The organism is Achromobacter aegrifaciens, assembly GCF_902859735.1.
Classification (GTDB): domain Bacteria; phylum Pseudomonadota; class Gammaproteobacteria; order Burkholderiales; family Burkholderiaceae_B; genus Achromobacter; species Achromobacter aegrifaciens.
Window position 1 is genome coordinate 735,716 of record NZ_CADIJY010000002.1, and the last position, 22,060, is coordinate 757,775.

Annotated in this window: 22 protein-coding genes; 8 read left to right on the forward strand and 14 right to left on the reverse strand. The window is 66.6% G+C overall.

All coding sequences use genetic code 11. The annotated features are described in order from the left end of the window. Positions 1-7: 7 nt before the first annotated feature. The gene (locus tag HV766_RS09330; protein ID WP_119449669.1) at positions 8-1,969 is read right to left on the reverse strand and encodes a SurA N-terminal domain-containing protein; all 1,962 of its coding nucleotides are present in this window, start codon (positions 1,967-1,969) and stop codon (positions 8-10) included. A 343-nt stretch (positions 1,970-2,312) separates the two neighbouring features. On the opposite strand from HV766_RS09330, the gene HV766_RS09335 reads away from it, so the two are divergent. The 3 genes from HV766_RS09335 (at position 2,313) to HV766_RS09345 (ending at position 5,367) form a co-directional block, all read left to right on the forward strand. Further along, on the forward strand, positions 2,313-3,605 hold the full coding sequence (locus HV766_RS09335; RefSeq protein WP_054454001.1) for a M20/M25/M40 family metallo-hydrolase: 1,293 nt from the start codon (positions 2,313-2,315) through the stop codon (positions 3,603-3,605). 109 nt (positions 3,606-3,714) lie between these two features. Further along, positions 3,715-4,464 carry a glycerophosphodiester phosphodiesterase gene (ugpQ, locus tag HV766_RS09340; protein WP_175160423.1) on the forward strand — a complete coding sequence of 250 codons (750 nt, stop codon included), beginning with the start codon at positions 3,715-3,717 and terminating at the stop codon, positions 4,462-4,464. Between the two features lie 12 nt (positions 4,465-4,476). Further along, positions 4,477-5,367 carry a 23S rRNA (adenine(2030)-N(6))-methyltransferase RlmJ gene (locus tag HV766_RS09345; RefSeq protein WP_054453997.1) on the forward strand — a complete coding sequence of 297 codons (891 nt, stop codon included), beginning with the start codon at positions 4,477-4,479 and terminating at the stop codon, positions 5,365-5,367. 71 nt (positions 5,368-5,438) lie between these two features. Here HV766_RS09345 and HV766_RS09350 read toward each other — a convergent pair whose 3' ends face one another. From HV766_RS09350 to HV766_RS09360, 3 genes are all read right to left on the reverse strand, one after another. After that, positions 5,439-6,875: a dihydrolipoyl dehydrogenase gene (locus tag HV766_RS09350; protein WP_119449668.1), complete on the reverse strand. Its 1,437-nt coding sequence runs from the start codon at positions 6,873-6,875 to the stop codon at positions 5,439-5,441. 213 nt (positions 6,876-7,088) lie between these two features. Continuing rightward, positions 7,089-7,817 carry a glutathione peroxidase gene (locus HV766_RS09355; protein WP_054453993.1) on the reverse strand — a complete coding sequence of 243 codons (729 nt, stop codon included), beginning with the start codon at positions 7,815-7,817 and terminating at the stop codon, positions 7,089-7,091. A 176-nt stretch (positions 7,818-7,993) separates the two neighbouring features. Continuing rightward, a complete protein-coding gene (locus tag HV766_RS09360) occupies positions 7,994-8,194 on the reverse strand; it encodes a heavy-metal-associated domain-containing protein (RefSeq protein WP_054453991.1) in 201 nt (66 codons plus the stop codon). Between the two features lie 124 nt (positions 8,195-8,318). Here HV766_RS09360 and cueR point away from each other — a divergent pair, with 124 nt between their 5' ends. Further along, a complete protein-coding gene (gene cueR, locus HV766_RS09365) occupies positions 8,319-8,711 on the forward strand; it encodes a Cu(I)-responsive transcriptional regulator (RefSeq protein ID WP_054453989.1) in 393 nt (130 codons plus the stop codon). Between the two features lie 25 nt (positions 8,712-8,736). On the opposite strand, the gene rlmD is transcribed toward cueR, so the two are convergent. The 7 genes from rlmD to surE all read right to left on the reverse strand — a co-directional run bounded on the left by rlmD (position 8,737) and on the right by surE (position 15,521). Next, positions 8,737-10,224, reverse strand: coding sequence for a 23S rRNA (uracil(1939)-C(5))-methyltransferase RlmD (gene rlmD, locus HV766_RS09370; RefSeq protein WP_119449667.1), 1,488 nt, complete (start codon positions 10,222-10,224; stop codon positions 8,737-8,739). Positions 10,225-10,409: 185 nt separating this feature from the next. Beyond that, positions 10,410-11,162, reverse strand: coding sequence for a TorF family putative porin (locus tag HV766_RS09375; RefSeq protein ID WP_054453985.1), 753 nt, complete (start codon positions 11,160-11,162; stop codon positions 10,410-10,412). A gap of 357 nt (positions 11,163-11,519) precedes the next feature. After that, positions 11,520-12,125, reverse strand: a complete 606-nt coding sequence (locus HV766_RS09380; protein WP_119449666.1) for a hypothetical protein — start codon at positions 12,123-12,125, stop codon at positions 11,520-11,522. Between the two features lie 180 nt (positions 12,126-12,305). Next, the gene (locus HV766_RS09385; RefSeq protein ID WP_054453981.1) at positions 12,306-13,085 is read right to left on the reverse strand and encodes a 3'-5' exonuclease; all 780 of its coding nucleotides are present in this window, start codon (positions 13,083-13,085) and stop codon (positions 12,306-12,308) included. Continuing rightward, the gene (locus tag HV766_RS09390; RefSeq protein ID WP_054453979.1) at positions 13,082-13,936 is read right to left on the reverse strand and encodes a peptidoglycan DD-metalloendopeptidase family protein; all 855 of its coding nucleotides are present in this window, start codon (positions 13,934-13,936) and stop codon (positions 13,082-13,084) included. The genes HV766_RS09385 and HV766_RS09390 overlap by 4 nt, the downstream gene beginning before the upstream one ends. Positions 13,937-13,953: 17 nt before the next feature. Further along, positions 13,954-14,778, reverse strand: a complete 825-nt coding sequence (locus HV766_RS09395) for a protein-L-isoaspartate(D-aspartate) O-methyltransferase (protein WP_254593301.1) — start codon at positions 14,776-14,778, stop codon at positions 13,954-13,956. Then, on the reverse strand, positions 14,763-15,521 hold the full coding sequence (surE, locus tag HV766_RS09400; protein WP_054453975.1) for a 5'/3'-nucleotidase SurE: 759 nt from the start codon (positions 15,519-15,521) through the stop codon (positions 14,763-14,765). The genes HV766_RS09395 and surE overlap by 16 nt, the downstream gene beginning before the upstream one ends. Positions 15,522-15,709: 188 nt before the next feature. On the opposite strand from surE, the gene plsY reads away from it, so the two are divergent. Next, positions 15,710-16,351 carry a glycerol-3-phosphate 1-O-acyltransferase PlsY gene (gene plsY / locus HV766_RS09405; protein WP_054453973.1) on the forward strand — a complete coding sequence of 214 codons (642 nt, stop codon included), beginning with the start codon at positions 15,710-15,712 and terminating at the stop codon, positions 16,349-16,351. 51 nt (positions 16,352-16,402) lie between these two features. Here the strand turns inward: plsY and tsaD are convergent, their stop codons facing one another. After that, positions 16,403-17,434 (reverse strand): tRNA (adenosine(37)-N6)-threonylcarbamoyltransferase complex transferase subunit TsaD, encoded by a 1,032-nt coding sequence (gene tsaD, locus HV766_RS09410; RefSeq protein WP_054453971.1) that lies wholly within the window; start codon positions 17,432-17,434, stop codon positions 16,403-16,405. 110 nt (positions 17,435-17,544) lie between these two features. Between tsaD and HV766_RS09415 the strand changes: the two genes are divergently transcribed. The 3 genes from HV766_RS09415 to HV766_RS09425 all read left to right on the forward strand — a co-directional run bounded on the left by HV766_RS09415 (position 17,545) and on the right by HV766_RS09425 (position 20,605). After that, positions 17,545-18,837, forward strand: a complete 1,293-nt coding sequence (locus tag HV766_RS09415) for an NCS2 family permease (protein ID WP_119449664.1) — start codon at positions 17,545-17,547, stop codon at positions 18,835-18,837. Between the two features lie 208 nt (positions 18,838-19,045). Then, positions 19,046-20,062, forward strand: coding sequence for an LLM class flavin-dependent oxidoreductase (locus HV766_RS09420; RefSeq protein ID WP_175181020.1), 1,017 nt, complete (start codon positions 19,046-19,048; stop codon positions 20,060-20,062). Positions 20,063-20,230: 168 nt separating this feature from the next. Then, positions 20,231-20,605 carry a thioredoxin family protein gene (locus HV766_RS09425; RefSeq protein WP_013394055.1) on the forward strand — a complete coding sequence of 125 codons (375 nt, stop codon included), beginning with the start codon at positions 20,231-20,233 and terminating at the stop codon, positions 20,603-20,605. A 28-nt stretch (positions 20,606-20,633) separates the two neighbouring features. Here HV766_RS09425 and HV766_RS09430 read toward each other — a convergent pair whose 3' ends face one another. Further along, positions 20,634-21,221 (reverse strand): IMPACT family protein, encoded by a 588-nt coding sequence (locus HV766_RS09430; protein ID WP_054454822.1) that lies wholly within the window; start codon positions 21,219-21,221, stop codon positions 20,634-20,636. 27 nt (positions 21,222-21,248) lie between these two features. Further along, positions 21,249-22,055 (reverse strand): transporter substrate-binding domain-containing protein, encoded by an 807-nt coding sequence (locus HV766_RS09435; protein WP_119449662.1) that lies wholly within the window; start codon positions 22,053-22,055, stop codon positions 21,249-21,251. Between the last annotated feature and the right edge of the window lie 5 nt (positions 22,056-22,060).

Consider the following 22,060-nt stretch of genomic DNA (forward strand, 5'->3'; position numbering starts at 1 on the left):
GGGCTGATCAGCCGGCTGCCGGCTGATCGCCGCGGATGACCGCGGCGGCGGCGGGCAGCACCTGCACCTTGTACTCTTCGCGCAGCATGCGCAGCATGGCTTCGTTTTCGGCCTGGCCCCAGGCGCCCGACAGCTGCTGCGCCAGGCGCTCCTTGTCGGCCGGATCGACCGTGCCGGCCTCGACCTTCTCCAGGCGCGCCAGCGTGTAGTCCGAACCCGATTGCACGCCGGCGTAGGCCGGCAGCGTGGCGGCGGGCAGGCGCATGACGGCGTCCAGCACCGGACGCGGCAGATCCTTGGGATCCTGGCGCGACACGATCACCGGCGCGCCAAAGCCTTCCGGCGTTGCGGCGGGGTTAGCCTTGTCGGCAGCCAGCGCGGCTTCACCAGCCTTCTTGGCGGCTTCGGCCGAACGCTCGTCCAGCAGCTTGGCGCGGATGGTGTCCGAGACCTTGTCCAGCGGCGGCACGTGGGACGGCTCGACAGCGGCCACGCGCAGGGCCAGCATGGTGTCGGGCGAGAGTTCGATCACACCGGAGTTCTGCTTTTCACGCAGCACGTCGGGCGAGAACAGCACCTGGCGCACGCGCGGGTTGTCCAGCAGCGCGGCATCGGGGCCGGCGGCGGCCGAGCCCGGACCCGCCTTGTCGGCGGGCAACAAGCCTTCGCGGGTCACGCCGGAAGCGGTACGCAGCTTCAGGCCGACGGCGTCGGCGGCGGGCTGCAGGCTGTCGCGCTGGTCATAGACCTGCTTGTTCAACTGGCTGGCCATTTCCGAGAAGCGCACGGCGGCGAGCTGCTTGCGGACTTCGGCGGTGATCTGGTCCTTGACCTCGGCCAGCGGCTTGATGGCGGCGGGCTGGATTTCGGTGACCTTGACCACGTGCAGGCCGGACGGGGTTTCGATCACGCCGGACACCTGGTCCTTGGACTGGCCGAAAATCGCCTTTTCCAGCGGACCGGTCAACATGCCGGGCGCGAGCCAGCCCAGATCGCCGCCATTGGTCGCCGAACCCGCGTCCTGCGAGTTCTTGCGGGCCAGTTCGGCGAATTGCGCCGGATCGGCGGCGGCCTGCTTGGCGAGGTCCTCGGCCTTGGCACGGGCGGCCTTGCGGGCGTCTTCCGACGCGCCAGGCGCCAGGTTGATCATGATGTGGCTGGCGCGGCGGCGTTCGGGCTGGCCGAAGCGGTTCTTGTTCTGCTCGTAGTAGGACGCGAGGTCCTCGTCCTTGACCTGCACGCCTTGCGTGGCGGCGGCCTCGTCCAGCACCAGGTACTGGACCTGGACCTGTTCGGGAATCTGCAGTTGCTGCTTGTTGGCGTCGTACCAGGCCTGGATGTCGGCCGGGCTGACGCTGACCTGCGAGCGGTAGTCGGCAGCGGCGAAGCGGCGCAGTTGCACCGTGCGCTGCTGCGTCAACGCCGTTTCCAGCGCGGCCACGACCTCGCCGGGTGCGCGGGCCGACTGGCCCACGGGCTCCAGCACGCGCGCGACCGCCAGATCGCGGCGCAGGCCGGCTTCGAACGAGGTCGGCGACATGCCTTGCGCAGCCAGCACCTGGCGATAGCGCTCGGGCGAGAAGCGGCCATTGTCCTGGACTTCCGGAATCGCGGCGATGGTGTTGCGCAGCGTTTCGTCGGACACCGAGAAACGGTTGTCGACGGCAACGTTGGCCAGCAGGCGCTGGTTGATCAACTGATTGAGCAAGCCTTCGCGCAGCGCCGGCGTGTCGATGACGGCCGGATCGAACTGGGCGCCCAGGCGCTGGCGGAACTGCTCCAGCTGGTTGCGGTGCGCCTGATCGAACTCGGCCCGCGACACGGGTTGGCCATTGACCGTGGCCAATTCAGGCTCGGCGCGCATGAAGCTGTCATAGCCTTGAATACCGACCAGGAAGAAGGACGGCACAATCAGAAGCAGCAGGATGAACTGCATCCAGCGCCGATGGCTGCGAATAAATTCGAACATGGAATCCCTGTTGCCGCACCCCGGGCGCAAGCCCAAAGCCGCAAGAAAACGCATAAAAAAAGGCGAACCAGATTCGCCCTGTTCCCATACCGGTCAATACCGGATCAGCGGGCGGATTTTACCATTTCTCATTCGCCGCGCAGCCCAGGAATCTTTCGAATGTCATCCGGGCCTGCCCCCGGGCTCAAACGGCACGAAACCGGGGACCGAGTCAACCCGGGGAACCACCATTTCCAGCCCCTTGCGGCCCTCGTATCGTGGCCTGTCAGGGTAAGCCCGCATTACCCCGACGCCGCTCCCGAAGGATGCGGCCCCTTCCACGCACGCTCAGAGGTACACACTGATGCCGTACACATCTCCCCGCCTGCAACTCCTGCGCACCTGCATCGCCCTGGCCTTCGTCGGCGGCGCCCCCGCCGCGCTGGCCGCGCCCGTCGCCGCCGTCCACGAAGCCGCGCAAGCCCAGCAGCAAGGCATGCTGGATACCATGCGCGACCTGGTCGGCATCGAGTCGGGCAGCAAGGACGTCGAGGGCGTGGAGCGCATCGCCGTCCTGATCCGCGACCGGCTCAAGGCGCTGGGCGGAACGGTAGAGATCATCCAGCCCACCGACGTGTTCCGCCTGGACGACACGCCAGAGAAGGTCGGCCCCATGGTCCATGCCGAATTCAAGGGTAAAGGCCAGAAGAAGATCATGCTGATCGCCCACATGGACACCGTCTACCGCAACGGCATGCTCAAGGACCAGCCTTTCCGCATCGACGGCGACAAGGCCTACGGCCTGGGCATCGCCGACGACAAGCATGGCGTGGCCGCCATCATCCACACCCTGACCCTGCTGCAAAAACTGGGCTTCGAGGACTACGGCACCATTACCGTGCTGATCAACGGCGACGAGGAAATCAGCTCGCCCGGCGCGCGCAGCACCATTACCCGCCTGGGCGCCGACCAGGATGCGGTGTTCTCGTTCGAAGGCGGCGGCGCGCAAGCGCGCCTGACGCTGGCCACCAGCGGCATCGGCGCGGCCTACCTGACCGTGCAGGGCAAGACCTCGCATGCGGGCGCGCGGCCCGAAGGCGGCGTCAACGCGCTGTATGAGTTGGCCCACCAGGTGCTGCAGCTGGACAAGCTGTCCAAGCCCGAGGAAGGCTTGAAGCTGAACTGGACCGTGGCCCAGGCCGGCACCAACCGCAACGTCATTCCGGGCCAGGCCACCGCCCAGGCGGACGCGCGCGCCCTGCGCGTCTCCGATTTCGATGCGCTGTCGCGCACGCTGGAAGAACGCATACAGAAGAAGCTGCTGCCCGAATCCAAGGTCAGCGTGAAGTTCGAAGTGCGCCGCCCGCCCTTGGAAGCCACGCCGGCCTCGCGCGCCCTGGCCCAACACGGCGTGCAGATCTACAAAGAGCTGGACTTGCCGATGACGGTCGTGGACCGCGCCAGCGGCGGCGGCACCGACGCCGCTTTTGCCGCCTTGAAGGCGCGCGGCCCGGTAATCGAAGGCATGGGCCTGAGCGGCTTTGGCGCGCATTCCAACGACGCCGAGTACATCCAGATCAACAGCATCGTGCCGCGCCTGTACCTTGCCGCGCGGATGATCATGGACGTGTCGCAGGACAAGGCGCCCATGAAATAGGCCTGGAGACCTGCCGCGGCGTTCCCGCGCGCCGCGGCAGCCGCAGAACGGGCGTGCAGAAGGAGTATCCTTGCAACCCTGACCAAAAGAACCCGAAGCAACACCCCAAATGAGCGCAAAATTCCCCTCCTGGCCCTACTCCCGTTACATCGCGCATCGCGGCGGCGGCCGTCTGGCCCCGGAGAACACCCTGGCCGCCATGCGCGTAGGCGCCGAGCACGGCTTCACGATGTTCGAATACGACGTCAAGCTGAGCAGCGACAACGTGCTGGTGCTGATGCACGACGACGACGTGGACCGCACCTCCAACGGCCGCGGCCCCGCCGCTGCCAAGACCTACGCCGAGCTTGCCCAGCTGGATTTCGGCAGTTGGCATTCCGCCGCCTACGCGGGCGAGCCGCTGCCCACCTTCGCTGCCGTCGCCCGCTACACGGTGGCCAACGGCATCGCCAGCAACGTCGAGATCAAGCCCTGCCCGGGCCGCGAGGCCGAGACCGGCCGCGCCGTGGCGCTGGCCGCGCGCCAGCTGTGGCAAGGCGCGGCCGAAGCGCCGCTCCTGTCCTCGTTCGCGGAAGCAGCGCTGCAGGCCGCGCTGGAAACGGCCCCCGAATTGCCGCGCGCGCTGCTGGTGGAGAAGGTACCCGCCGACTGGCGCGAACGCCTGGCCAAGTACGAGTGCGTGGCCCTGAACATCAATCAGAAGGACGCCACCCGTGAGCTGATCGATGCCGTGCATGCCGCCGGCTACCGTATCGCCGCCTGGACCGTCAACGACCCGGAGCGCGCCCGCCTGCTGCTCGACTGGGGCATCGACGGCATTTTCACCGACGAGCTGGCCGCGATCCGGCCCGCCGCCTGAGGCAGAACGCCCGTGTTCAGTTACCGCCACGCCTTTCACGCCGGCAACCACGCCGACGTACTCAAGCACGCCATCCTGATCCACACCCTGGATTACTTCAACAAGAAAGACGCGCCCTACTGGGTCGTCGATACCCACGCCGGCGCCGGGCTCTATAGCCTGGATAGCGATTGGGCCGCAAAGACCTCCGAGTTCGCCGACGGCATCGGCCGCCTGTGGGAAGCCGAGGACCTGCCGCCCATCCTGGCCGACTACGTCGCCCGGATCCGCGGCTACAACACCAACGGCCGCCTCAGGCGCTATCCGGGCTCGCCATGGCTGGCGCTGGACGCGCTGCGTCCGTCCGACCGGCTGCGCCTGTTCGAAATGCACCCTACCGAGATCGACACGCTGGTCGGCAACCTGGAACACCAGGGCCGCGCCGCGCAACGCCAGACCACGATCTACGGCGACGACGGTTTTGAAGGCGTCAAGGCGCTGCTGCCGCCGCCCACGCGCCGCGGCATGGTGCTGATCGACCCCTCGTACGAAGACAAGAACGACTATCGCCGCACGCTCAACGCGGTCAAGGAATGCGTCAAGCGCTTCGCCACCGGCACCTACGCCGTCTGGTACCCGCTGGTCCAGCGCCGCGAAGCCAATGAAATGGCGCGCCACCTGGAGAACCTGAAGGTCAAGAGCTGGCTGCACGCGACCTTGACGGTCAAGAAAGCAGCCATCGACGGCTACGGCCTGCACGGCAGCGGCATGTTCCTGATCAATCCGCCCTGGACGTTGCACGACGCCTTGAAGCAAGCCATGCCGTATCTGGCCCGCACGCTGGGACAGGACGAGCGCGCCGGCTTCACGCTGCAGTTCCGCGAGAATCCGTTCCCGGTGCCAAAGAAGCAGTCGGACGATTGATCCGATACGAAAAGCAAAAAGGCCACGATGTTTCGTGGCCTTTTTGCTGGTGTCGCGGATCGCGCTGGCGTTCAAGCCAGTTCATTCTCCGGAGCTTCCCGCCGCAGCGCCTCCTGCGCCCGGGCCAGCTTGGCCGCCGCGTCGCGCAAGGCAGTGCGCAGGCCTTCCTCGATCACGGGGTGATAGAACGGCATTTCCAGCATGCGCGCCACGGTCAGCTCCTGCTGCACAGCCCAGGCCAGCAGGTGGCCGATGTGCTCGGCGCTGGGGCCGACCATCTCGGCGCCCAGGAAACGGCCCGTTTCGATGTCCGCATAGACATGCAGCATGCCGCGGTTCTTCAGCATGACCCGCGAACGGCCCTGGTCGCTGAAGTCCACCTCGCCCGTCACGAAGGTGCCCGGCACCAGCCGTGCGTGGCCCTGCCCGGCCATGGCGATCTGCGGGTCCGAGAACACCACGGCCAACGGCGCGCGGCGCAGGCCCTTGCGCACTTCGGGATAGCGCGCCGCGTTCTCGCCCGCGATGCGGCCTTCGTCGGCGGCTTCGTGCAGCAGCGGCGCGTCGGCGTTGGCATCGCCCGCGATGAAGATGGGCGCATCGCCCGCCTGCATGGTTTCGCGGTCGAACAACGGCACGCCGTGTTTGTCCAATTGCAGCGAGGTGTTTTCCAGCGCCAGCCCGTCCACGTTGGCGCGGCGGCCCGTGGCCACCAGCGCGTAGTCGAAGCGTTCGGTGCGCTCGGTGTTGTCCAGCGTCACGTAGCGCACTTCCACTTCGTCGCCTACGCGGGTGGTTTCAAGCACGCGGGCGTCCGGGTCCAGATAGAACTCGCGCTGGAAGATCTTGCGGGCCGTATTGCGTACTTGCGGATCGCTGATGCCGCCCAGGCTGCCGCTGACGCCGAACACGCGCACTTCCACGCCCAGGCGCGCCAGCGCCTGGCCCAGTTCCAGCCCGATCACGCCAGGACCGAACACGGCCACACGGCCAGGCAGATCATCCCAGGCGAACACGTCATCGTTCAGCACCAGACGGTCGCCCAGCGCACGGAACGGCGGCGGCACAGATGGCCGAGAACCGGTGGCGATCACCACGCGGGACGCATGCACTTCGGTGTGCTCGTCCACCTTCAGCACCGTGTCCGACAAGAAGCGCGCATAGCCGCGCAGCTTGTCCTCTGCCGGGATGCTTTCCACGCCTTCCAGCACGAAACCGACGAAGCGGTCGCGCTCGCGTTTGACGCGGTCCATCACTTCGGTGCCATCGACGGTGATCTCACCGCCCACATGCACGCCGAACGGCTCGGTGTGGGCCGCGCTGTGGGCCGCTTCGGCGGCGGCGATCAGCAGCTTTGACGGCATGCAGCCGACGCGGGCGCAGGTCGTGCCGTAGGGACCGCCTTCGATCAGCAGCGCGCGCTGGCCCGCGGCGCGGGCGGCGCGGTAGGCGGCCAGGCCGGCCGTGCCGGCGCCGATGACAGCGATATCGGTATGCAGAGTTTTCATGACTGGGTATCCCCCGATGTGGCGTGGAGCAGGAATTCAAAGGCGGATTCCGCCTTTTTCCGCACCCTATGGACGTGGACAGTCCCGCAGCGCCCGCCGGGGGCCGCGCACAAAGATGCGTAAAAAGGGAAACTCGTGAAGGGTGCAGCAGGCGGCGAACCGCCCTGCTGCCCGGCCCCGGGGCGAACCCGGGACCGGTAGCGTTGCAGACGCTTAGGCGAAGTGCGCCTTCAGGTCTTCCAGGCCGCCGATCAGCGCGCCATTGATGAACACCTGCGGGGCGGTGCCCTTGCCCGAGACAGCGCCGATCACGCGGCCACGGACCTTGTTTTCCAGCGGGATCTCGATCGGGGCGTAGCCCTTGGCATCCAGCAGCGCCTTGGCTTCCACGCAGAACGGGCAGCCCGGCTTGGAGAACACGACCACCTGGTCGGGCTTCTTGGCCGACGGGGCGAAGTGCGCCAGCATGGTGTCGGCGTCCGACACTTCAAACGGGTCGCCTTCCTTTTCCGGCTCGATGAACATCTTCTGGACCACGCCGTCCTTGACCAGCATGGAATAGCGCCAGCTGCGCTTGCCGAAGCCCAGGTCGCTCTTGTCGACCAGCATGCCCATGCCTTCGGTGAACTCGCCGTTGCCGTCGGGCAGCAGCGTGATGTTGGCCGATTCCTGGTCCTTGGCCCATTCGTTCATGACGAAGGTGTCATTGACCGACACGCAGACGATGCTGTCCACGCCGGCGGCGAAGAAGGCGGGAGCCAGTTCGTTGTAACGCGGCAGGTGGGTCGACGAGCAGGTCGGCGTGAAGGCGCCGGGCAGGGAAAAGACCACGACGGTCTTGTTCTTGAACAGGTCGTCGGACGTCACCTTCTTCCAGGTGTTGTCCTCACGGACCGGGAACGTTACGTTCGGAACACGTTGGCCTTCGCGGTTTTGCAGCATTCAAATCTCTCCTTGGGGTAGCGGGGTTGTTTGATTAACCACCATGGAAAGAATGATAAATCCTTACTATCAATTATTCAAATTTAATAAATTCAATGAATCGATAGATTTTAGCAATGAATAAATAACCAGCGCGAGACCGGATCTATCATAGCCCGGCCTCGCGCCTGGAGGAATTACACCGGCTGCGGCTGGTAGCCGGCGTCGCGGATCGCGTCTTCGATCTTGTCGGCGTCATCGGCCCCGGTCACGGTCACGCGGTGCGTGGGCAGATCGATCGTGACAGTCGCGCCCGGAGCCGCCTGGGCCACCGCGGCCGTAATGGTCTTGGCGCAATGGCCGCAGGTCATGTCAGCCACTTGGAACTCGATGCTCATAGTTATCTCCATAGGATTCAAGGGCGATGGACTACGTTTCGTCCACCATGGAAAGCAGCTTAAACCTTCCCATGATGGAAAGGTCAAGCGTAGAATCGCACTCAGGCTACACAGGAGCACGGCAATGAATATCGGCGAGGCATCCAGGAGTTCCGGCATTTCCGCCAAGATGATCCGCTACTACGAAAGCATCGGCCTCATCAGCCCCGCCGGACGCACGGATTCCGGCTACCGCGTGTACAGCGAACACGATCTGCATACGCTGCACTTCGTGCGCCGCGCGCGCGACCTGGGTTTTTCGGTGGAACAGATGAATGAGTTGCTGGCGCTGTGGAAGGACCGCAGCCGCGCCAGCGCCGACGTCAAGCGCATCGCGCTGGAACACGTGCAGGAACTGGAGCGCAAGGCCGAGGCGCTGCGCGACATGGCGGCCACCTTGAAGCATCTGGCCGAACACTGCCAGGGCAATGACAGGCCGGACTGCCCGATACTGGAAGGCCTGGGCTGCAAGCACTGAAACGGCCCAGGCCCTTCCCGCGGCGTCAGTCCTGCGCTTCGGCCGCGACCTTGGCGTGATAGGCGTCGGTGGCGGCCTGCTTGGCGGCCGCCTTCTCGGCGGCGGCCGCGGCCTTGGCTTCTTCCGCGGCTGCCGCTTCGGCCGCCGCCTGAATGGCGCGCTGGCGGGCGCGTTCCCGCACGGCCTGGATACCTTCGGCGTCCAGCGATTCGAACACCGCAATGGACTCCACATGGCCCGTGTGCGGGAACATGTTGATCACGCCCGCGCTCTTCAACACATAGCCGCCTTCATGCACCATGATGGCCGCATCGCGCGCCAGCGTGGCCGGATTACAGGACACGTAGACGATGCGCACGGGGCGCTCGTGCGCCTCCAACAGCGACAGGGCCTGCGCCACGGCATGCGCGCCTTCGCGCGGCGGATCGATCAGCATGCGGTCGAAGTAGCCCAGGCCGCGCAGCCATTCCACATCCACCTCGAACAGGTTCAGGGTGGCGAAGCTGGTGCGATCGCCCAGGCCGTGGCGCGATGCCGCGTCGAAAGCGCGGTCGGTCAGCGCCTTGCTGCCTTCCACGCCCACGGCTTCCCTGCCCTGCGTCGCCAGCGGCAGCGTGAAGTTGCCCAGCCCGCAGAACAGATCCGCCACGCGGTCGGTAGGCTGCACCTCCAGTAGTTTCAGCGCGCGCGACACCATCGCACGGTTGATGGCGTGATTGACCTGCGTGAAATCGGTGGGCCGATACGGCATGCGCAGGCCGAATTCCGGCATGGTGTAGGCCAGCGTGTCGCCGTGCTCGCGCTCCAGCGGGTGCACGGTTTCCGGACCCTTGGACTGCAGCCACCATTGCACGTTGTGCTTGGCGGCGAAGGCGCGCAGGATGGCGATGTCGCCATCGGTCAGCGGCAGCAGATGGCGCAGCACCAGGGCGGTCACGCCCTCGCCCAGCGACACTTCGATCTGCGGCATGCGGTCCGGCGCGGACATGGAACCGATCATTTCGCGCAAAGGGATAAGCAGGTCGCTGACGTGGCGCGGCAGCACATGGCATTCGCGCATGTCGGCCACATAGCTGCTCTTGCGCTCATGGAAACCGACCAGCACGCCGCCCTTCTTGGGCACCACGCGCACCGACAGGCGGGCGCGGTAGCGGTAGCCCCAGGTCGGGCCTTGCAGCGGCGCCAGGATGCGCGCGGGACGCAGCTTGCCGACATGCCAGAAGGTGTCTTCCAGCGAACGTTGCTTGATGGCGACCTGCGTGCTGGGTTCCAGGTGCTGCATGGCACAGCCGCCACAGACGCCGAAATGCGGGCAGCGCGGCGCCACGCGCTGCGACGAGGGCCGCAGCACCTCGTCCACGCGCGCAATCTCGTAGGACGGCTTGCGGCGCAGCGTAACCGTGGTGACCCGTTCGCCCGGCAAGGCGCCTTCCACGAAGACGACCTTCCCGTCGCGGCGGGCGATACCCCTGGCTTCCAGGTCCAGGGATTCAATACTCAAAACGTCAGACATCTCACGCAGTCCAGAAGAATTACACGCAACCTTCTATTGTAGAAGGACTGCGGCCAATCCTGGAAATGGCGATGTGGGGCCGGAACGGTCTCCCGATGAAAAAAGGGCTTGCCCCGGACGGCGGTCACCGCCAATCGTCGGCAAGCCCGAAAGCCGGCGCTGCCAGGCGCCGCCACGGATATCGGTCAGAAGGAACGCGCCACCGAGAAGACGGCGCCCAGGCGGCCCGAAGGATGGCCGTACTTGGTCGGCAGCCAGTTGTCCTTGGTCGCCCCCACGGCGGCCAGGCCCAGGATCCAGCCCTTCAGGTCCTTGGTCACGCCGAGCTTGTAGTCGACGTAATGGCCGATGGAGTCGCCGTCCATATTGGTCTGGTTCTTGAGCTTCTGGTAGCCCAGGTGGCCGACCAGGCCCCAGCCGTCGCCCAGGTCGAAGTTGGCCGTGCCGTCCAGGTACCAGGTGCCCTTGCTGTCGGGCGTGCTGAAGAAGTCGCTGGGCGTATAGGAGTACTTGAGGCTGTAGTTGCCGTAGGACGCGCCCAGATAGAGGTCGGTGTTGTTGTAGTTGCCGCCCTTCGGCGAGCTGGAGCCCGGGTAGTAATAATGCAGCACGCCCGCATCCAGCGTGAAGCCGCCGCCCACGTCGCCCTTCCAGCCGCCGTAGAAATCCATTTCCAGGTTGCCGTCGGTGAACACGAAATCGGAAACATTGGAGTTCCAGTTGCCCAGATAGAAGCCGGAACTGTGGGTCAGGTCGAAGCCCAGCTGCACGGCGGGCCGGAAGTCGGTCTGCGAGTAGCCGCGGAAACGGTAGTCGCTGACGATGGCGGCGTTGCCGCTGAGCGAAAATCCGCCGCCCAGGTCGGTGGGTTCGGCCTGCGCCGTCGCGGTGAAACAAGCGGCGAGCGCAAAGGGCACGGCTAGCAACGTCTTCTTCATGGTGCGGAGTCCTGATCGGATTTGTCGAGTAGGTAGATGGCCGAGGCGCATCACTAGGACCGGCGATGCAGCGTTTGAAACCGGTTCCTACTCCACAAAGCAATGTCCGTGCCAGGTCTGCGGCAAGCCGATACGCAGGCGCATCGCCCGCTGACGGCGCCCGCGCCGCACCAGAACAGTGCGGACGCGTGTGCCGGCGCACGCGCTTATGCGTCAAAACGGGGAACCCGCTCCCTATCGGTACGCATGGCGAGCCGCCGCCAGCCGCCATCCCGGACGCCAAATGAAAAACCCCGGCACGCGGTCGCGTGTCCGGGGTTGCTGGCGTGCACCGGCCGGGACGGCCGGCCGCACTGCTTAGTTGGCGGCAGGCTTGGCCGGCGCGGCGGCAGCGGGCGCATCCGCCTTGCCCTTGCCGTGGCGCCCTTCCATGCGGGCGTGGCGCTCCTGCATGCGGTCCTGGCGTTCCTTGACGAACTTGGTCACCTGGCCGCGCTGGGTGTCGTTCAGGCTGTCCCAGACCGCGAGCCATTGGTCGCGCACCTGCTTGGCCTGGGGACCGAAGGCATCACGCGACTTTTCGGACTGTTCGACCAGCGCGCGGGGATCCAGCTTGCCGCTGTCCAGCTGCGCCTTGAGCAGGTCGTGGCGCTTGCCGCCCGAGGCACGCATGGCTTCGTGCAGGCTGCGCTGGCCGTCCTGCGCGGTCTTGAACAAGGCCTGCTGCTTGTCGTCCAGCTTCAGCTCGGCGACCTGCGCCTTGGTCACCGGACCCAGGCCGGGAATGAAGAGGCCGTCGCGCATGCCTTTGTGGAAGCCGCCGCGCTGGCCATCGTGCATGGCGGCGGGGCCGCCGTCAGCGGGAGGAGGAGGCGCAGCCATGACGGAGCCGGCCACCAGGCCGCCCGTCGCGGCGACAAATGCAAGAGCGGCCAAATTGGAGCGGATAGCGAATCGGGACATGTAGGTCTCCTGAAAGTGAAGAAAGCGAGGCCATTGTGCGATTGGCCCGGTTTCATCCAGGTTTCGCGGGCGCAAGCAATGTTTCAGTCGATTGCGCATGATCCAGACGCAAGAACGGGGCCTCGCGGGCCCCGTTCGATCCTGTCCGCCGGAAGACGGATCCTCCGGCCGAGACGCCGCTCAGTTGGCGTCCCAGGCCGCCATGTACTCCTTCCAGTGCGGCGCATCGCTGGCGCTGAGGGTGTCGCGCACCAGCGCGATTTCCGCTTCGTAGGAAGTGCGGTCGAGTTCGCCGCGCAGGAAACGGAAACGGCAATACACCAGCCAGGTGTTGACCACGTCCGTTTCGCAATAGGCCCGCACCTCGTCGGCGCGGCCCTGGCTCCAGGCTTCCCACACCTTGCTGCCGTCCATGCCCAGCTTGCCGGGAAAGCCGCAAAGCTTGGCCAGTTCGTCCAGCGGCGCGTTGGCGCGGCCGTTGTACTTGGCCAGCAGGTCCATCAGGTCCAGGTGACGCGAGTGGTAGCGCGAAATGTAGTTGTTGAACTTGAAGTCGCGGTCTTCCTCGCCCATGTCCCAGTAGCGCGGCGCGGGCACGCCCTGGATCAGGCTGCGGTAATGCAGCACCGGCAGGTCGAAGCCGGAACCGTTCCAGCTCACGAGCTTGGGCGTGTAGCGCTCGATGGTCTTGAAGAAGCCCGCCAGCAAGGCGGCTTCGGGATCGTCGGGCTGGCCCAGGGTCTTGACGCGAAAGCCCTGGTCGTCGCGGAACACGCAGCCCACCACCGCCACCTTGTGCAGATGCAGCGGCAGGAAATCATGGCCCACGGCCTCGCGGCGCGCGGTCAGCGCGCGCTCGACCACCTCCTGGTCGGAAACATCAGCCCCCCAGCCGTTGAGCTTGCGCAGCCCCTCGGCGTCGGGGATGGTTTCCAGGTCGAAGACGAGAGTGGGCGTCATCGGGCAGGCAGATACTGCATGGGGTCCACCGGCTGGCCTTGGCGGCGGATCTCGAAGTGCAGGCGCGGCGACGTGGTATCGCTTTGGCCGAGTTCGGCGATCTTGGCGCCGCGCTTGACGTTCTGGCCCGTCTTCACCAGCACCGCGCGGTTATGCGCGTAAGCGGTGATGAAGCCGTTCTGGTGTTCGACGATGATCAGGTTGCCCAGGCCGCGCACACCGTTGCCGCTGTACTTGACCAGGCCGTCGGCGGCGGCGGTGACCGGATCGCCCAGCGCGCCGGCGATGTCGATGCCCTTGCTGCTGTTGTTGAAGCCTTGCACGATCTGGCCGTTGGCGGGCCAGGCCCAATTGATGACGGCCGCGTCGGCCGCGCGCGTGGCGGGCTTGGTCTCGACCGGCGCGGTGGGCGGCGGCGTGGTGGTTTCAGTGGTCGGCGGCGGCAGGGTTTCCGGCTGGTCCAGCGGACGCGGCTGCGTCTTGGAGCCCGCGACCGGCGCGGTCTGCGCCCCGCCGCTGGCGCTGCCGGACATCTTCAGGACCTGGCCGACCGAGATCTGGTTGGGGTCGCTGAGGTTGTTCCAACGCTTGACGTTTTCGACATCCACATTGTTGGCGCGGGCGATCTTGTAGAGCGTGTCGCCCGGTTTCACCACATAGGTGCCGCCGGTCTGGGTGGCCGGCGCGGGTTGCCCGCCGGTCATGTCGACCACCGGCGCGCGAGTGCCTTTGGAAGCGCAGCCAGCCAGGATGGACAGGCTGAGAGCCCCCGCGATGAAGAGCGGGCGGCGCAGGCGCGTCATGGACGCGCCCAGGGTGATATCGGTCAGTTGCAACTGCCCGTTGAGCATACGTTTCTCCTGTTTGCTCAAGATTGTATTCCGGCCCGTAGCGGCACAAAGCGCACGGCCTCTAATTCTGTGCGTTTCCAGCTGGCCGCGCCTGTGCGTTCGATGAGAACCAGGCGCTGGTTGGCGCCCCCTTCAGGAGCGATCAGGCGGCCACCCGGTGCGAGCTGCGAGAGCAGCGCCTGCGGGATGGCAAGGCCAGCGGCAGCCACAACGATAGCATCGAACGGCGCCACACCGGGCAGGCCCAGCATGCCGTCGCCGTAGATCAAGCGGATCCTGGTGGTGAGCCGCAGGGCGCGCAGATGCTCGCGCGCAAGTTCATACAATCCGCGGATGCGTTCGATGGTGTGAACCTCGCGCACGAATTGCGCGAGCACCGCCGCCTGGTAGCCGCAACCCGCGCCGACTTCCAGCACGCGGGTGGGCGTGCGGTCGTCGCAGGCGGCGGCGATCATGCGCGCCACCACCCAGGGTTGGGAGATGGTTTGCGAATGACCGATGGGCAACGCGGCGTCTTCGTAAGCGCGGCTGGCCAGCGCCTCGTCGACGAACAGATGGCGCGGCACCGCGCCCATGGCGTTGAGCACGCGCTCGTCGGTAATGCCCTGCGCCCGCAGGCGCTCGACCATGGCCTGGCGCAGGCGATCCGAATTCAGCCCCAGATTGCTGCCCGATGCGGGCGTCGGCGCCTGGATCTGGCGTTGCAGCGTGGCTGCGGAAATGCGGGTGTTGCTGTTGGCGGGCGTGACGCCCGGACTGAGCCGACCCGAGTCGTAGCGCACCGGACCGGTACGCCCGGGCACCGGCTGGGTCACGTCCGGCTGGCTTACACGTTTACGCATAGCGGCTCCGCCCAGGTCCGGATCTCGTCGAGCTGGCTGTGCTGGGTCAGGTCCAGGCGCAGCGGCGTGACCGACACCGTACCCTGCTCGACGGCATGAAAGTCCGTGCCTGGCGTGGCGTCGGCCGCCAAACCCACGGGTCCGATCCAATAGACGGTATCGCCATACGGCGTGGTGGTGCGCACCACCGGCTGCGAGGGATGGCGCTTGCCCAGGCGCGTGACCGCGAAGCCGTGCATGTCTTCGAAGCGGCGGCTGGGGATATTGACGTTCAGGAGCACCGGCGCGGCCAGCGGCTGGGCCAGATGGCGTTCCACCACGAGGCGCGCGGCGCGCGCGGCGGAATCGATGTGCTCCCAGCCCTTCTCGGCCAACGAGAACGCGATGGCCGGGATGCCGAACAGATAGCCTTCGCTGGCAGCGGCCACGGTGCCCGAATACAGGGTGTCGTCGCCCATGTTGGCGCCGTTGTTGATGCCGGACACGACCAGGTCGGGCCGGGTATCCATAAGGCCGGTGAGCGCCACGTGCACGCAGTCGGACGGGGTGCCGTTGACGGCAATGAAGCCGTTGGAGGCGGTGCGTACCGACAGCGGCCGGTTCAGCGTCAGGGAGTTGGACGCGCCGCTATGGTTGGTTTCAGGCGCGACGACAGTGAGATCGCCCAGGCCCTGCAGCGCGTCAACCAGCGCCTCGAGCCCAGGGGCCGAATAACCATCATCGTTCGAAACCAGAATTCGCATTGTGCATCCGAAAGAAAATAAAACGCGGGTGAACGCGTCGGATTGTACCGTCCGCGGCCGGTATCCGTGCGATCGACTGGCGGACGGGGGCCGCAGCCCCGCTCGATAACCCGTAGCCGGACCCGGCCCCGGGCGCGGTAGAATCCGCACCCATTACCGCAACAACACAACAACAACGGATCCTATCCATGGCGATAAACGACCCCTCCCTGGTCTTCAGCGCTGCGCTCATCCTGCTGGCCTACCTGATCGGCTCCGTGCCCTTCGCAGTGGTCGTCAGCAAGCTCATGGGCCTGCAAGACCCCCGCAGCTACGGCTCCAAGAATCCCGGCGCTACCAATGTGCTGCGCACCGGGAACAAGACGGCCGCCGCGCTGACGCTGCTGGGCGACGCCGCCAAGGGATGGTTCGCGATCTGGCTGGCCGAAAAACTGGCTCCCGGGATCTCCCCCGTCGCGCTGGCGCTGGTGGCGCTGGCCGCCTTCCTGGGCCATCTGTACCCGATATTCCTGCGCTTCAAGGGCGGCAAGGGCGTGGCCACCGCCTTGGGCGTGCTGGTGGCAATCCAGCCCTGGCTGGCGGTCGCCACGGCGGCCACCTGGCTGATCGTCGCGGTGTTCTTCCGCTATTCGTCCCTGGCTTCACTGGTGGCGGCCTTCTTCGCCCCCGTCTACTACGTGTTTGGTTCCGGCCTGGCCTGGTATGCGCAGCCGTCCATGGGCGTGGCGCTTGCGGTCATCGGCGTGCTGTTGTTCTACCGCCACCGCGCCAACATCACGCGCCTGGTCCAGGGCACGGAAAGCCGCATCGGCGGCGGCAAGAAGAAATAAACGCGCAAGGAATGCGCTTCGGGGCGGCCTGCATGGCCGCCCTTTTCATTTTCAGGCGATGTCGGCCAGGTCCCAGCGCGGCTTCACAGTGAAGCTGTGCGCATCCGGATCCAGCGTCGCCAGGCCAGCCTTGACCCGCTCGGCGGCGGCAAAGGCAATCATGGCGCCGTTGTCGGTGCACAGTTCCAGGGGCGGGAAATAGGCGCGCGCCTTGAGCGGCTTGAGCGCCGCGTCCAGCTTGGCGCGCAGCAGCTGGTTGGCCCCCACTCCCCCGGCCACCACCAGGCGCTTCAGGCCGGTCTGCTTCAGGGCCTTGATGGCCTTGGCCGCCAGCACTTCCACGATGGCGGCCTGCGTGGCCGCGGCCAGGTCGGCGCGGGTCTGTTCGTCCAGTCCGCCCGCGGCTTCGGCAGCCTTGACCCGGGTCAGCACGGCCGTCTTCAGGCCGCTGAAACTGAAATCCAGGTCGCCGCTGTGCAGCATGGGGCGCGGCAGATCGAAACGCGCGGCATCGCCGCTGGCGGCCAGCCGGGACAGCGCCGGTCCGCCGGGATAGCCCAGGCCCATGAGCTTGGCCGACTTGTCGAAGGCCTCGCCCGCCGCGTCGTCCAGCGTTTCGCCCAGCAATTCGTAGCGTCCCACCCCGTCCACGCGCATCAGCTGCGTGTGTCCGCCGGACACCAGCAGCGCCACGAAGGGGAATTCAGGCCGCGGATCCGCCAGCATCGGCGATAGCAGATGGCCTTCCAGGTGATGGATGCCGATGGCGGGCAAATGACGCGACCAGGCGAACGACTGCGCGACGCTGGCGCCCACCAGCAAGGCGCCGGCCAGGCCGGGGCCGGCCGTATAGGCCACGGCGCCGACATCCGACATTTGCAGGCCCGCTTCTTCGAGGACCTGCCGGGTCAGCGGCACGACGCGGCGAATATGGTCGCGCGAGGCGAGTTCCGGCACCACGCCCCCGTATTCCTGGTGCATGGCGATCTGGGTATGCAGCGCGTGCGCGAGCAGGCCCCGTTCCGTACAGACGGCAGCGACGCCGGTTTCGTCGCAGGAGCTTTCAAAGCCGAGAATAATCATGGCGGCAGAGTTTACAACTGATGCGAAAATACGCCCTTTCATGAAAAACCGGCGGGCAACCCAGCCCGCCCACAACAACCCGCAATCCTGCAAACACATTGGGGACTCGAATGCTCGAGAAGCTATTCAAGCTGCGTGAACACGGCACGACAGCGCGTACGGAACTGGTCGCCGGCCTGACGACATTCCTGACGATGTCGTACATCATCTTCGTCAATCCGGACATCCTGTCGTCGACGGGCATGGACCGCGATGCCGTGTTCGTCGCCACCTGCCTGGCCGCCGCGCTGGGCTCGCTGGTGATGGCGCTGATCGCCAACTGGCCGATCGGCATGGCGCCGGGCATGGGCCTGAACGCCTTCTTCGCATTCACCGTGGTCAAGACCATGGGCTACACCTGGGAGCAGGCGCTGGGCGCCGTGTTCATCTCGGGCGTGATCTTCCTGTTCCTGACGTTCTCGGGCATCCGGGTCTGGCTGGTCAAGGGCATTCCGCATTCGCTGCGCAGCGCCATCGCCGCCGGCATCGGGCTGTTCCTTGCCATTATCGCGCTATCCAGCGCCAACATCGTGGTTGCGCATCCCGCCACCAAGGTCACCCTGGGCGACCTGACCCAGCCCGGTCCGCTGTTCGCCATCCTGGGCTTTTTCATCATCGCCGCGCTGGATGCGCTGCGCGTGCGCGGCGCGATCCTGATCGGCATCCTGGTGGTCACGGTGCTGTCGATGGCGCTGGGCTACAACGAATTCAAGGGCATCTTCGCCGCCCCGCCCAGCCTGGCCCCCACGCTGATGAAGCTGGACATCCTGGGCGCGCTGCACAGCGGCTTCGTGCACGTGATCCTGGTGTTCGTGCTGGTTGAAGTGTTCGACGCCACCGGCACGCTGGTGGGCGTGGCCAAGCGCGCGGGCCTGATGCCCGAGAACCGCCCCAACCGCCTGGGCCGCGCGCTCTTCGCCGACAGCAGCGCCATCGTGGCCGGCTCGATGCTGGGCACCAGCAGCACCACCGCCTATGTGGAAAGCGCCTCCGGCGTGCAGGCTGGCGGCCGTACCGGCATGACGGCCCTGGTCGTCGCGGTGCTGTTCCTGGCCGCGCTGTTCATTTCGCCGCTGGCCGGCGCCGTGCCGGCCTACGCCACCGCGCCCGCCCTGCTCTACGTGGCCGGCCTGATGATGCGCGAACTGATCGACATCGACTGGAACGACGTCTGCGAGGCCACGCCGGCCGCGCTGACCGCCCTGGTCATGCCGTTCACGTACTCGATCGCCAATGGCATCGCCTTCGGCTTCATCAGCTACGTCGTGCTGAAGACGGCCACCGGCAAGGTCCGCGACGTGCATCCCGCCACCTGGCTGGTCGCGGCGCTGTTCGTGATCCGCTACGCATTCTTCCCCGGCTAGGCGCAAGCCCCAAGGCCGCTCGCAAGGCGGGCCAATCGCGGCAATAGCGGAAATCAATCAACCCGCCGCGCCATATGGTTGCTGGCGGGTCCGCTTGATTTCACCGATACACTCCCCATGTATAACGGCATATGGAGTCCGCCTTGCGCCTTACCCGCTTTGTTTCCGCCCCGCTGTCCTGTCCCACCGTGCATACGGAGGTTTCCGCATGAGCAGCCTGGCCCGCATCCCTTTCTCCGTACTGGACCTGGCCCCGATAGTGCAAGGCCGCGACGCGGCTGACGCCTTCCGCAACACGGTTGCGGTGGCGCAGCACGTGGAACGCCTGGGCTACAAGCGCTTCTGGCTGGCGGAACACCACAACATCAACGGCGTGGCCAGCAGCGCCACCGCCGTACTGATCGGCCACGTCGCCTCGCACACCAGCACCCTGCGCGTGGGCTCGGGCGGCGTCATGCTGCCCAACCACGCGCCGCTGATCATCGCCGAGCAGTTCGGCACGCTGGAAACGCTTTACCCTGGCCGTATCGACCTGGGCCTGGGCCGCGCGCCCGGTAGCGACGGCGCCACGCAACACGCATTGCGCCGCGGTCCGCGCAGCGGATTGGAGTTCCCGGCGCTGGTGGAAGAATTGCGCGGTTTCCTCGCGCCTTCGCGCCCTGGCCAGCCCGTGCGCGCCATTCCCGGCGAAGGCCTGGACATTCCGATCTGGCTGCTGGGGTCCAGCGATTTCAGCGCGCGGCTTGCCGCGGAGCTGGGCCTGCCCTTCTCCTTCGCGGGACATTTTTCGCCCGAAGGCATGGCGGCCATGCGCCTGTACCGCCATTTGTTCAAGCCGTCGGCAACGCTGGCGCGGCCCTACGCCATGATAGGCGTGCCGGTCGTGGCCGCCGAAACCGATGAAGCCGCCAGGCGCCAGGCCACCACCCAGCAGCTGAAATTCCTGTCGCTGGTGCGCGGCAACCGCCTGCAGCTGCAACCGCCCGTGGACAGCATGGACGGCCTGTGGAACGAATGGGAGCGCGAGGCGGTCCATCAAAGACTGGGCGCGGCCATCGTGGGCGGCCCGGATACCGTCCGGCGCGAACTGGAAGCGCTGGTGGCCGAGACCGAGGCCGACGAAGTCATGATCGTCTCGGATTTCTACGATATCGCCGACCGCCTGCGTTCCTTCGAGATCGTCGCGTCGTTGAAAAGCGGCGCCCCGGCAAGCACCGCGGCCTGAGGGCCGCAGCCCGCGCCTCAGGCGCCAACCATTGCGACGCGGCCATTACCCGCTCTACTATCGTTCTTAAAGCACTGAACGCCGCCGCAACGCCCCATCGGGTCCGGGACGGGCATACCCCGGGCCTCTGACACCGCTTTTTACGCCGCTCGCCGGCAAGGATTCAAAATGAGTATTGTTGAACTCACCAAAGACAGCTTCCAGGAAGCCATTACCCCCGACGGTACGCTGATCGTCGATTTCTGGGCGCCCTGGTGCGGCCCCTGCCGCGGTTTCGCGCCGGTATTCGAACAGGCCGCCACCGAGCATCCCGACGTCACCTTCGCCAAGGTCAATACCGACGTGGAACAGGAACTGGCCGGCGCGCTGGGCATCCGTTCCATCCCGACCCTGATGGTGTTCCGCGAGAAGGTCTTGCTGTTCTCGCAACCGGGCGCCTTGTCGGGCGGCCAGCTCAATGAGCTGCTCGCCAAGATCAAGGAAGTGGACATGGAAAAGGTCCATCAGGAAATCGCAGCAGCCCAGAACGGGCAGGACGCCTGAACGCTGCGCGGGCCGTGCGCCCCTGGGATCAGGACTCGACTTCCCAGGCCGCACGCCCGCGCGTGATGTTGGCGGCGGTCACTTCCAGGTCCGCCACCGCTGCGCGCGGCACCGTGAACCGTAGCGCCACCCCTTCCTCGTTGAAGTCTTCCTGCAGGATGGCCGCGCCTGCCTGAGCCAGGCGCGACTTCAGCAACGCCAGTTCGCCGAAACCGCAAGCGCAGGCGACGGTTGCAAGATCCACGATCTCGGTCCGCTCCCCCAGCCGCAGGCAGTTGGCCGCGCAGCCCCCGTAGGCGCGCACCAGTCCGCCTGCGCCGAGCTTGATGCCCCCGTACCAGCGCACTACCAGCACCGCCACGCGATCCATGTCCTGGCCTTCGATGGCTTGCAGGATGGGACGGCCGGCCGTGCCTCCCGGCTCGCCGTCGTCATTGAAGCGGTATTCCTGGCCGATGCGGTAGGCCCAGCAGTTGTGGGTCGCTTCGGCGTCGCTATGTTCGGCAAAGAAGCGCATGGCTTCGTCCACGCCGGACACGGGCGCCGCATACGCGACAAAGCGGCTTTTCTTGATGTCTTCCTGGTAGGTGCAAGGGGCGGTCAGCGTGTGCGTCATGACCGGCATTGTATGTGCCGCCAGTCCCTAGCCGTGGCAGTCGGGCACTTCCTGGTCGAGATAGACATCGAAGGCCACGTCGCGGGCCCACTTCGCGGTCATGGCCTTCCAGGCGCCCGCTCGGTCCCAGGAGCGCATTTCCTGGCTCAGCCAGTTGCGGCTGGCGGAGTCGGAGGCCGGCAGCAGCCACACGCGTTCACGCCGCGCGCCATCGGCCGCCAGCGTCGAGGAGAACTTCTTCCATTCCGGGAAGCGCACCAGCGGCTCCCAGACCGCGTCGTCGACCAGGCCGATATCGCAGCTGCCCTCGCGCACGGCGACCAGCGCATCGGACGGCACGCGGTAGGTGCGCACCACCGCGCCCCAGCTTTCGGCCAGGGCGCGGGAAGCGCTTGCGGCCTCCGCCATGCAGACGCTGCGGCCGCGCACGTCGGCGGGCCGGCGCAGGCTGGTGTCGCTGCGGATCACGGCCTTGGGTCGGGCGGCATAGCCTGTGGCTTGCGTCGCGACCGCGTCCGGCTGGGCCGACGCGCCGTCGGCCAGGACCAGGTCGACCCGCCCCGCCGCCAGCGCGGCAGCGGCCTGTTCCTGCGGCAATTGCACCAGGCGCACCGGCAGTCCCAGGCTTTGCGCCAATCTATCGGTCATTGCGGCGTCCAGGCCGTCCGGCGTGCGGATCTTGGCGCCGGCCGCGGGCGGCGGCGCCAGGTAAGGCACGCCCACCACCAGCTCGCCGCGCGCCCGCGCCGCCGCGAAGGCGTCGGGCTGCGCCTGCGCGAAGCCCGATGCAACCAGGCAGGCGCCGAGGACAAACAGACGGATGCGGCCAATCATGCGGG

What these genes read in the sequence shown, in the direction of transcription:
- HV766_RS09435 (WP_119449662.1), bottom strand. Translation starts at nt 22,055, where the DNA reads ATGATTGGCCGCATCCGTCTGTTTGTCCTCGGCGCCTGCCTGGTTGCA.
- HV766_RS09360 (WP_054453991.1), bottom strand. Translation starts at nt 8,194, where the DNA reads ATGAGCATCGAGTTCCAAGTGGCTGACATGACCTGCGGCCATTGCGCC.
- cueR (WP_054453989.1), top strand. Translation starts at nt 8,319, where the DNA reads ATGAATATCGGCGAGGCATCCAGGAGTTCCGGCATTTCCGCCAAGATG.
- HV766_RS09420 (WP_175181020.1), top strand. Translation starts at nt 19,046, where the DNA reads ATGAGCAGCCTGGCCCGCATCCCTTTCTCCGTACTGGACCTGGCCCCG.
- ugpQ (WP_175160423.1), top strand. Translation starts at nt 3,715, where the DNA reads ATGAGCGCAAAATTCCCCTCCTGGCCCTACTCCCGTTACATCGCGCAT.
- HV766_RS09330 (WP_119449669.1), bottom strand. Translation starts at nt 1,969, where the DNA reads ATGTTCGAATTTATTCGCAGCCATCGGCGCTGGATGCAGTTCATCCTG.
- HV766_RS09395 (WP_254593301.1), bottom strand. Translation starts at nt 14,778, where the DNA reads ATGCGTAAACGTGTAAGCCAGCCGGACGTGACCCAGCCGGTGCCCGGG.
- HV766_RS09375 (WP_054453985.1), bottom strand. Translation starts at nt 11,162, where the DNA reads ATGAAGAAGACGTTGCTAGCCGTGCCCTTTGCGCTCGCCGCTTGTTTC.
- HV766_RS09415 (WP_119449664.1), top strand. Translation starts at nt 17,545, where the DNA reads ATGCTCGAGAAGCTATTCAAGCTGCGTGAACACGGCACGACAGCGCGT.
- tsaD (WP_054453971.1), bottom strand. Translation starts at nt 17,434, where the DNA reads ATGATTATTCTCGGCTTTGAAAGCTCCTGCGACGAAACCGGCGTCGCT.
- HV766_RS09355 (WP_054453993.1), bottom strand. Translation starts at nt 7,817, where the DNA reads ATGCTGCAAAACCGCGAAGGCCAACGTGTTCCGAACGTAACGTTCCCG.
- rlmD (WP_119449667.1), bottom strand. Translation starts at nt 10,224, where the DNA reads ATGTCTGACGTTTTGAGTATTGAATCCCTGGACCTGGAAGCCAGGGGT.
- HV766_RS09350 (WP_119449668.1), bottom strand. Translation starts at nt 6,875, where the DNA reads ATGAAAACTCTGCATACCGATATCGCTGTCATCGGCGCCGGCACGGCC.
- HV766_RS09430 (WP_054454822.1), bottom strand. Translation starts at nt 21,221, where the DNA reads ATGACGCACACGCTGACCGCCCCTTGCACCTACCAGGAAGACATCAAG.
- surE (WP_054453975.1), bottom strand. Translation starts at nt 15,521, where the DNA reads ATGCGAATTCTGGTTTCGAACGATGATGGTTATTCGGCCCCTGGGCTC.
- HV766_RS09425 (WP_013394055.1), top strand. Translation starts at nt 20,231, where the DNA reads ATGAGTATTGTTGAACTCACCAAAGACAGCTTCCAGGAAGCCATTACC.
- plsY (WP_054453973.1), top strand. Translation starts at nt 15,710, where the DNA reads ATGGCGATAAACGACCCCTCCCTGGTCTTCAGCGCTGCGCTCATCCTG.
- HV766_RS09380 (WP_119449666.1), bottom strand. Translation starts at nt 12,125, where the DNA reads ATGTCCCGATTCGCTATCCGCTCCAATTTGGCCGCTCTTGCATTTGTC.
- HV766_RS09385 (WP_054453981.1), bottom strand. Translation starts at nt 13,085, where the DNA reads ATGACGCCCACTCTCGTCTTCGACCTGGAAACCATCCCCGACGCCGAG.
- HV766_RS09390 (WP_054453979.1), bottom strand. Translation starts at nt 13,936, where the DNA reads ATGCTCAACGGGCAGTTGCAACTGACCGATATCACCCTGGGCGCGTCC.
- HV766_RS09335 (WP_054454001.1), top strand. Translation starts at nt 2,313, where the DNA reads ATGCCGTACACATCTCCCCGCCTGCAACTCCTGCGCACCTGCATCGCC.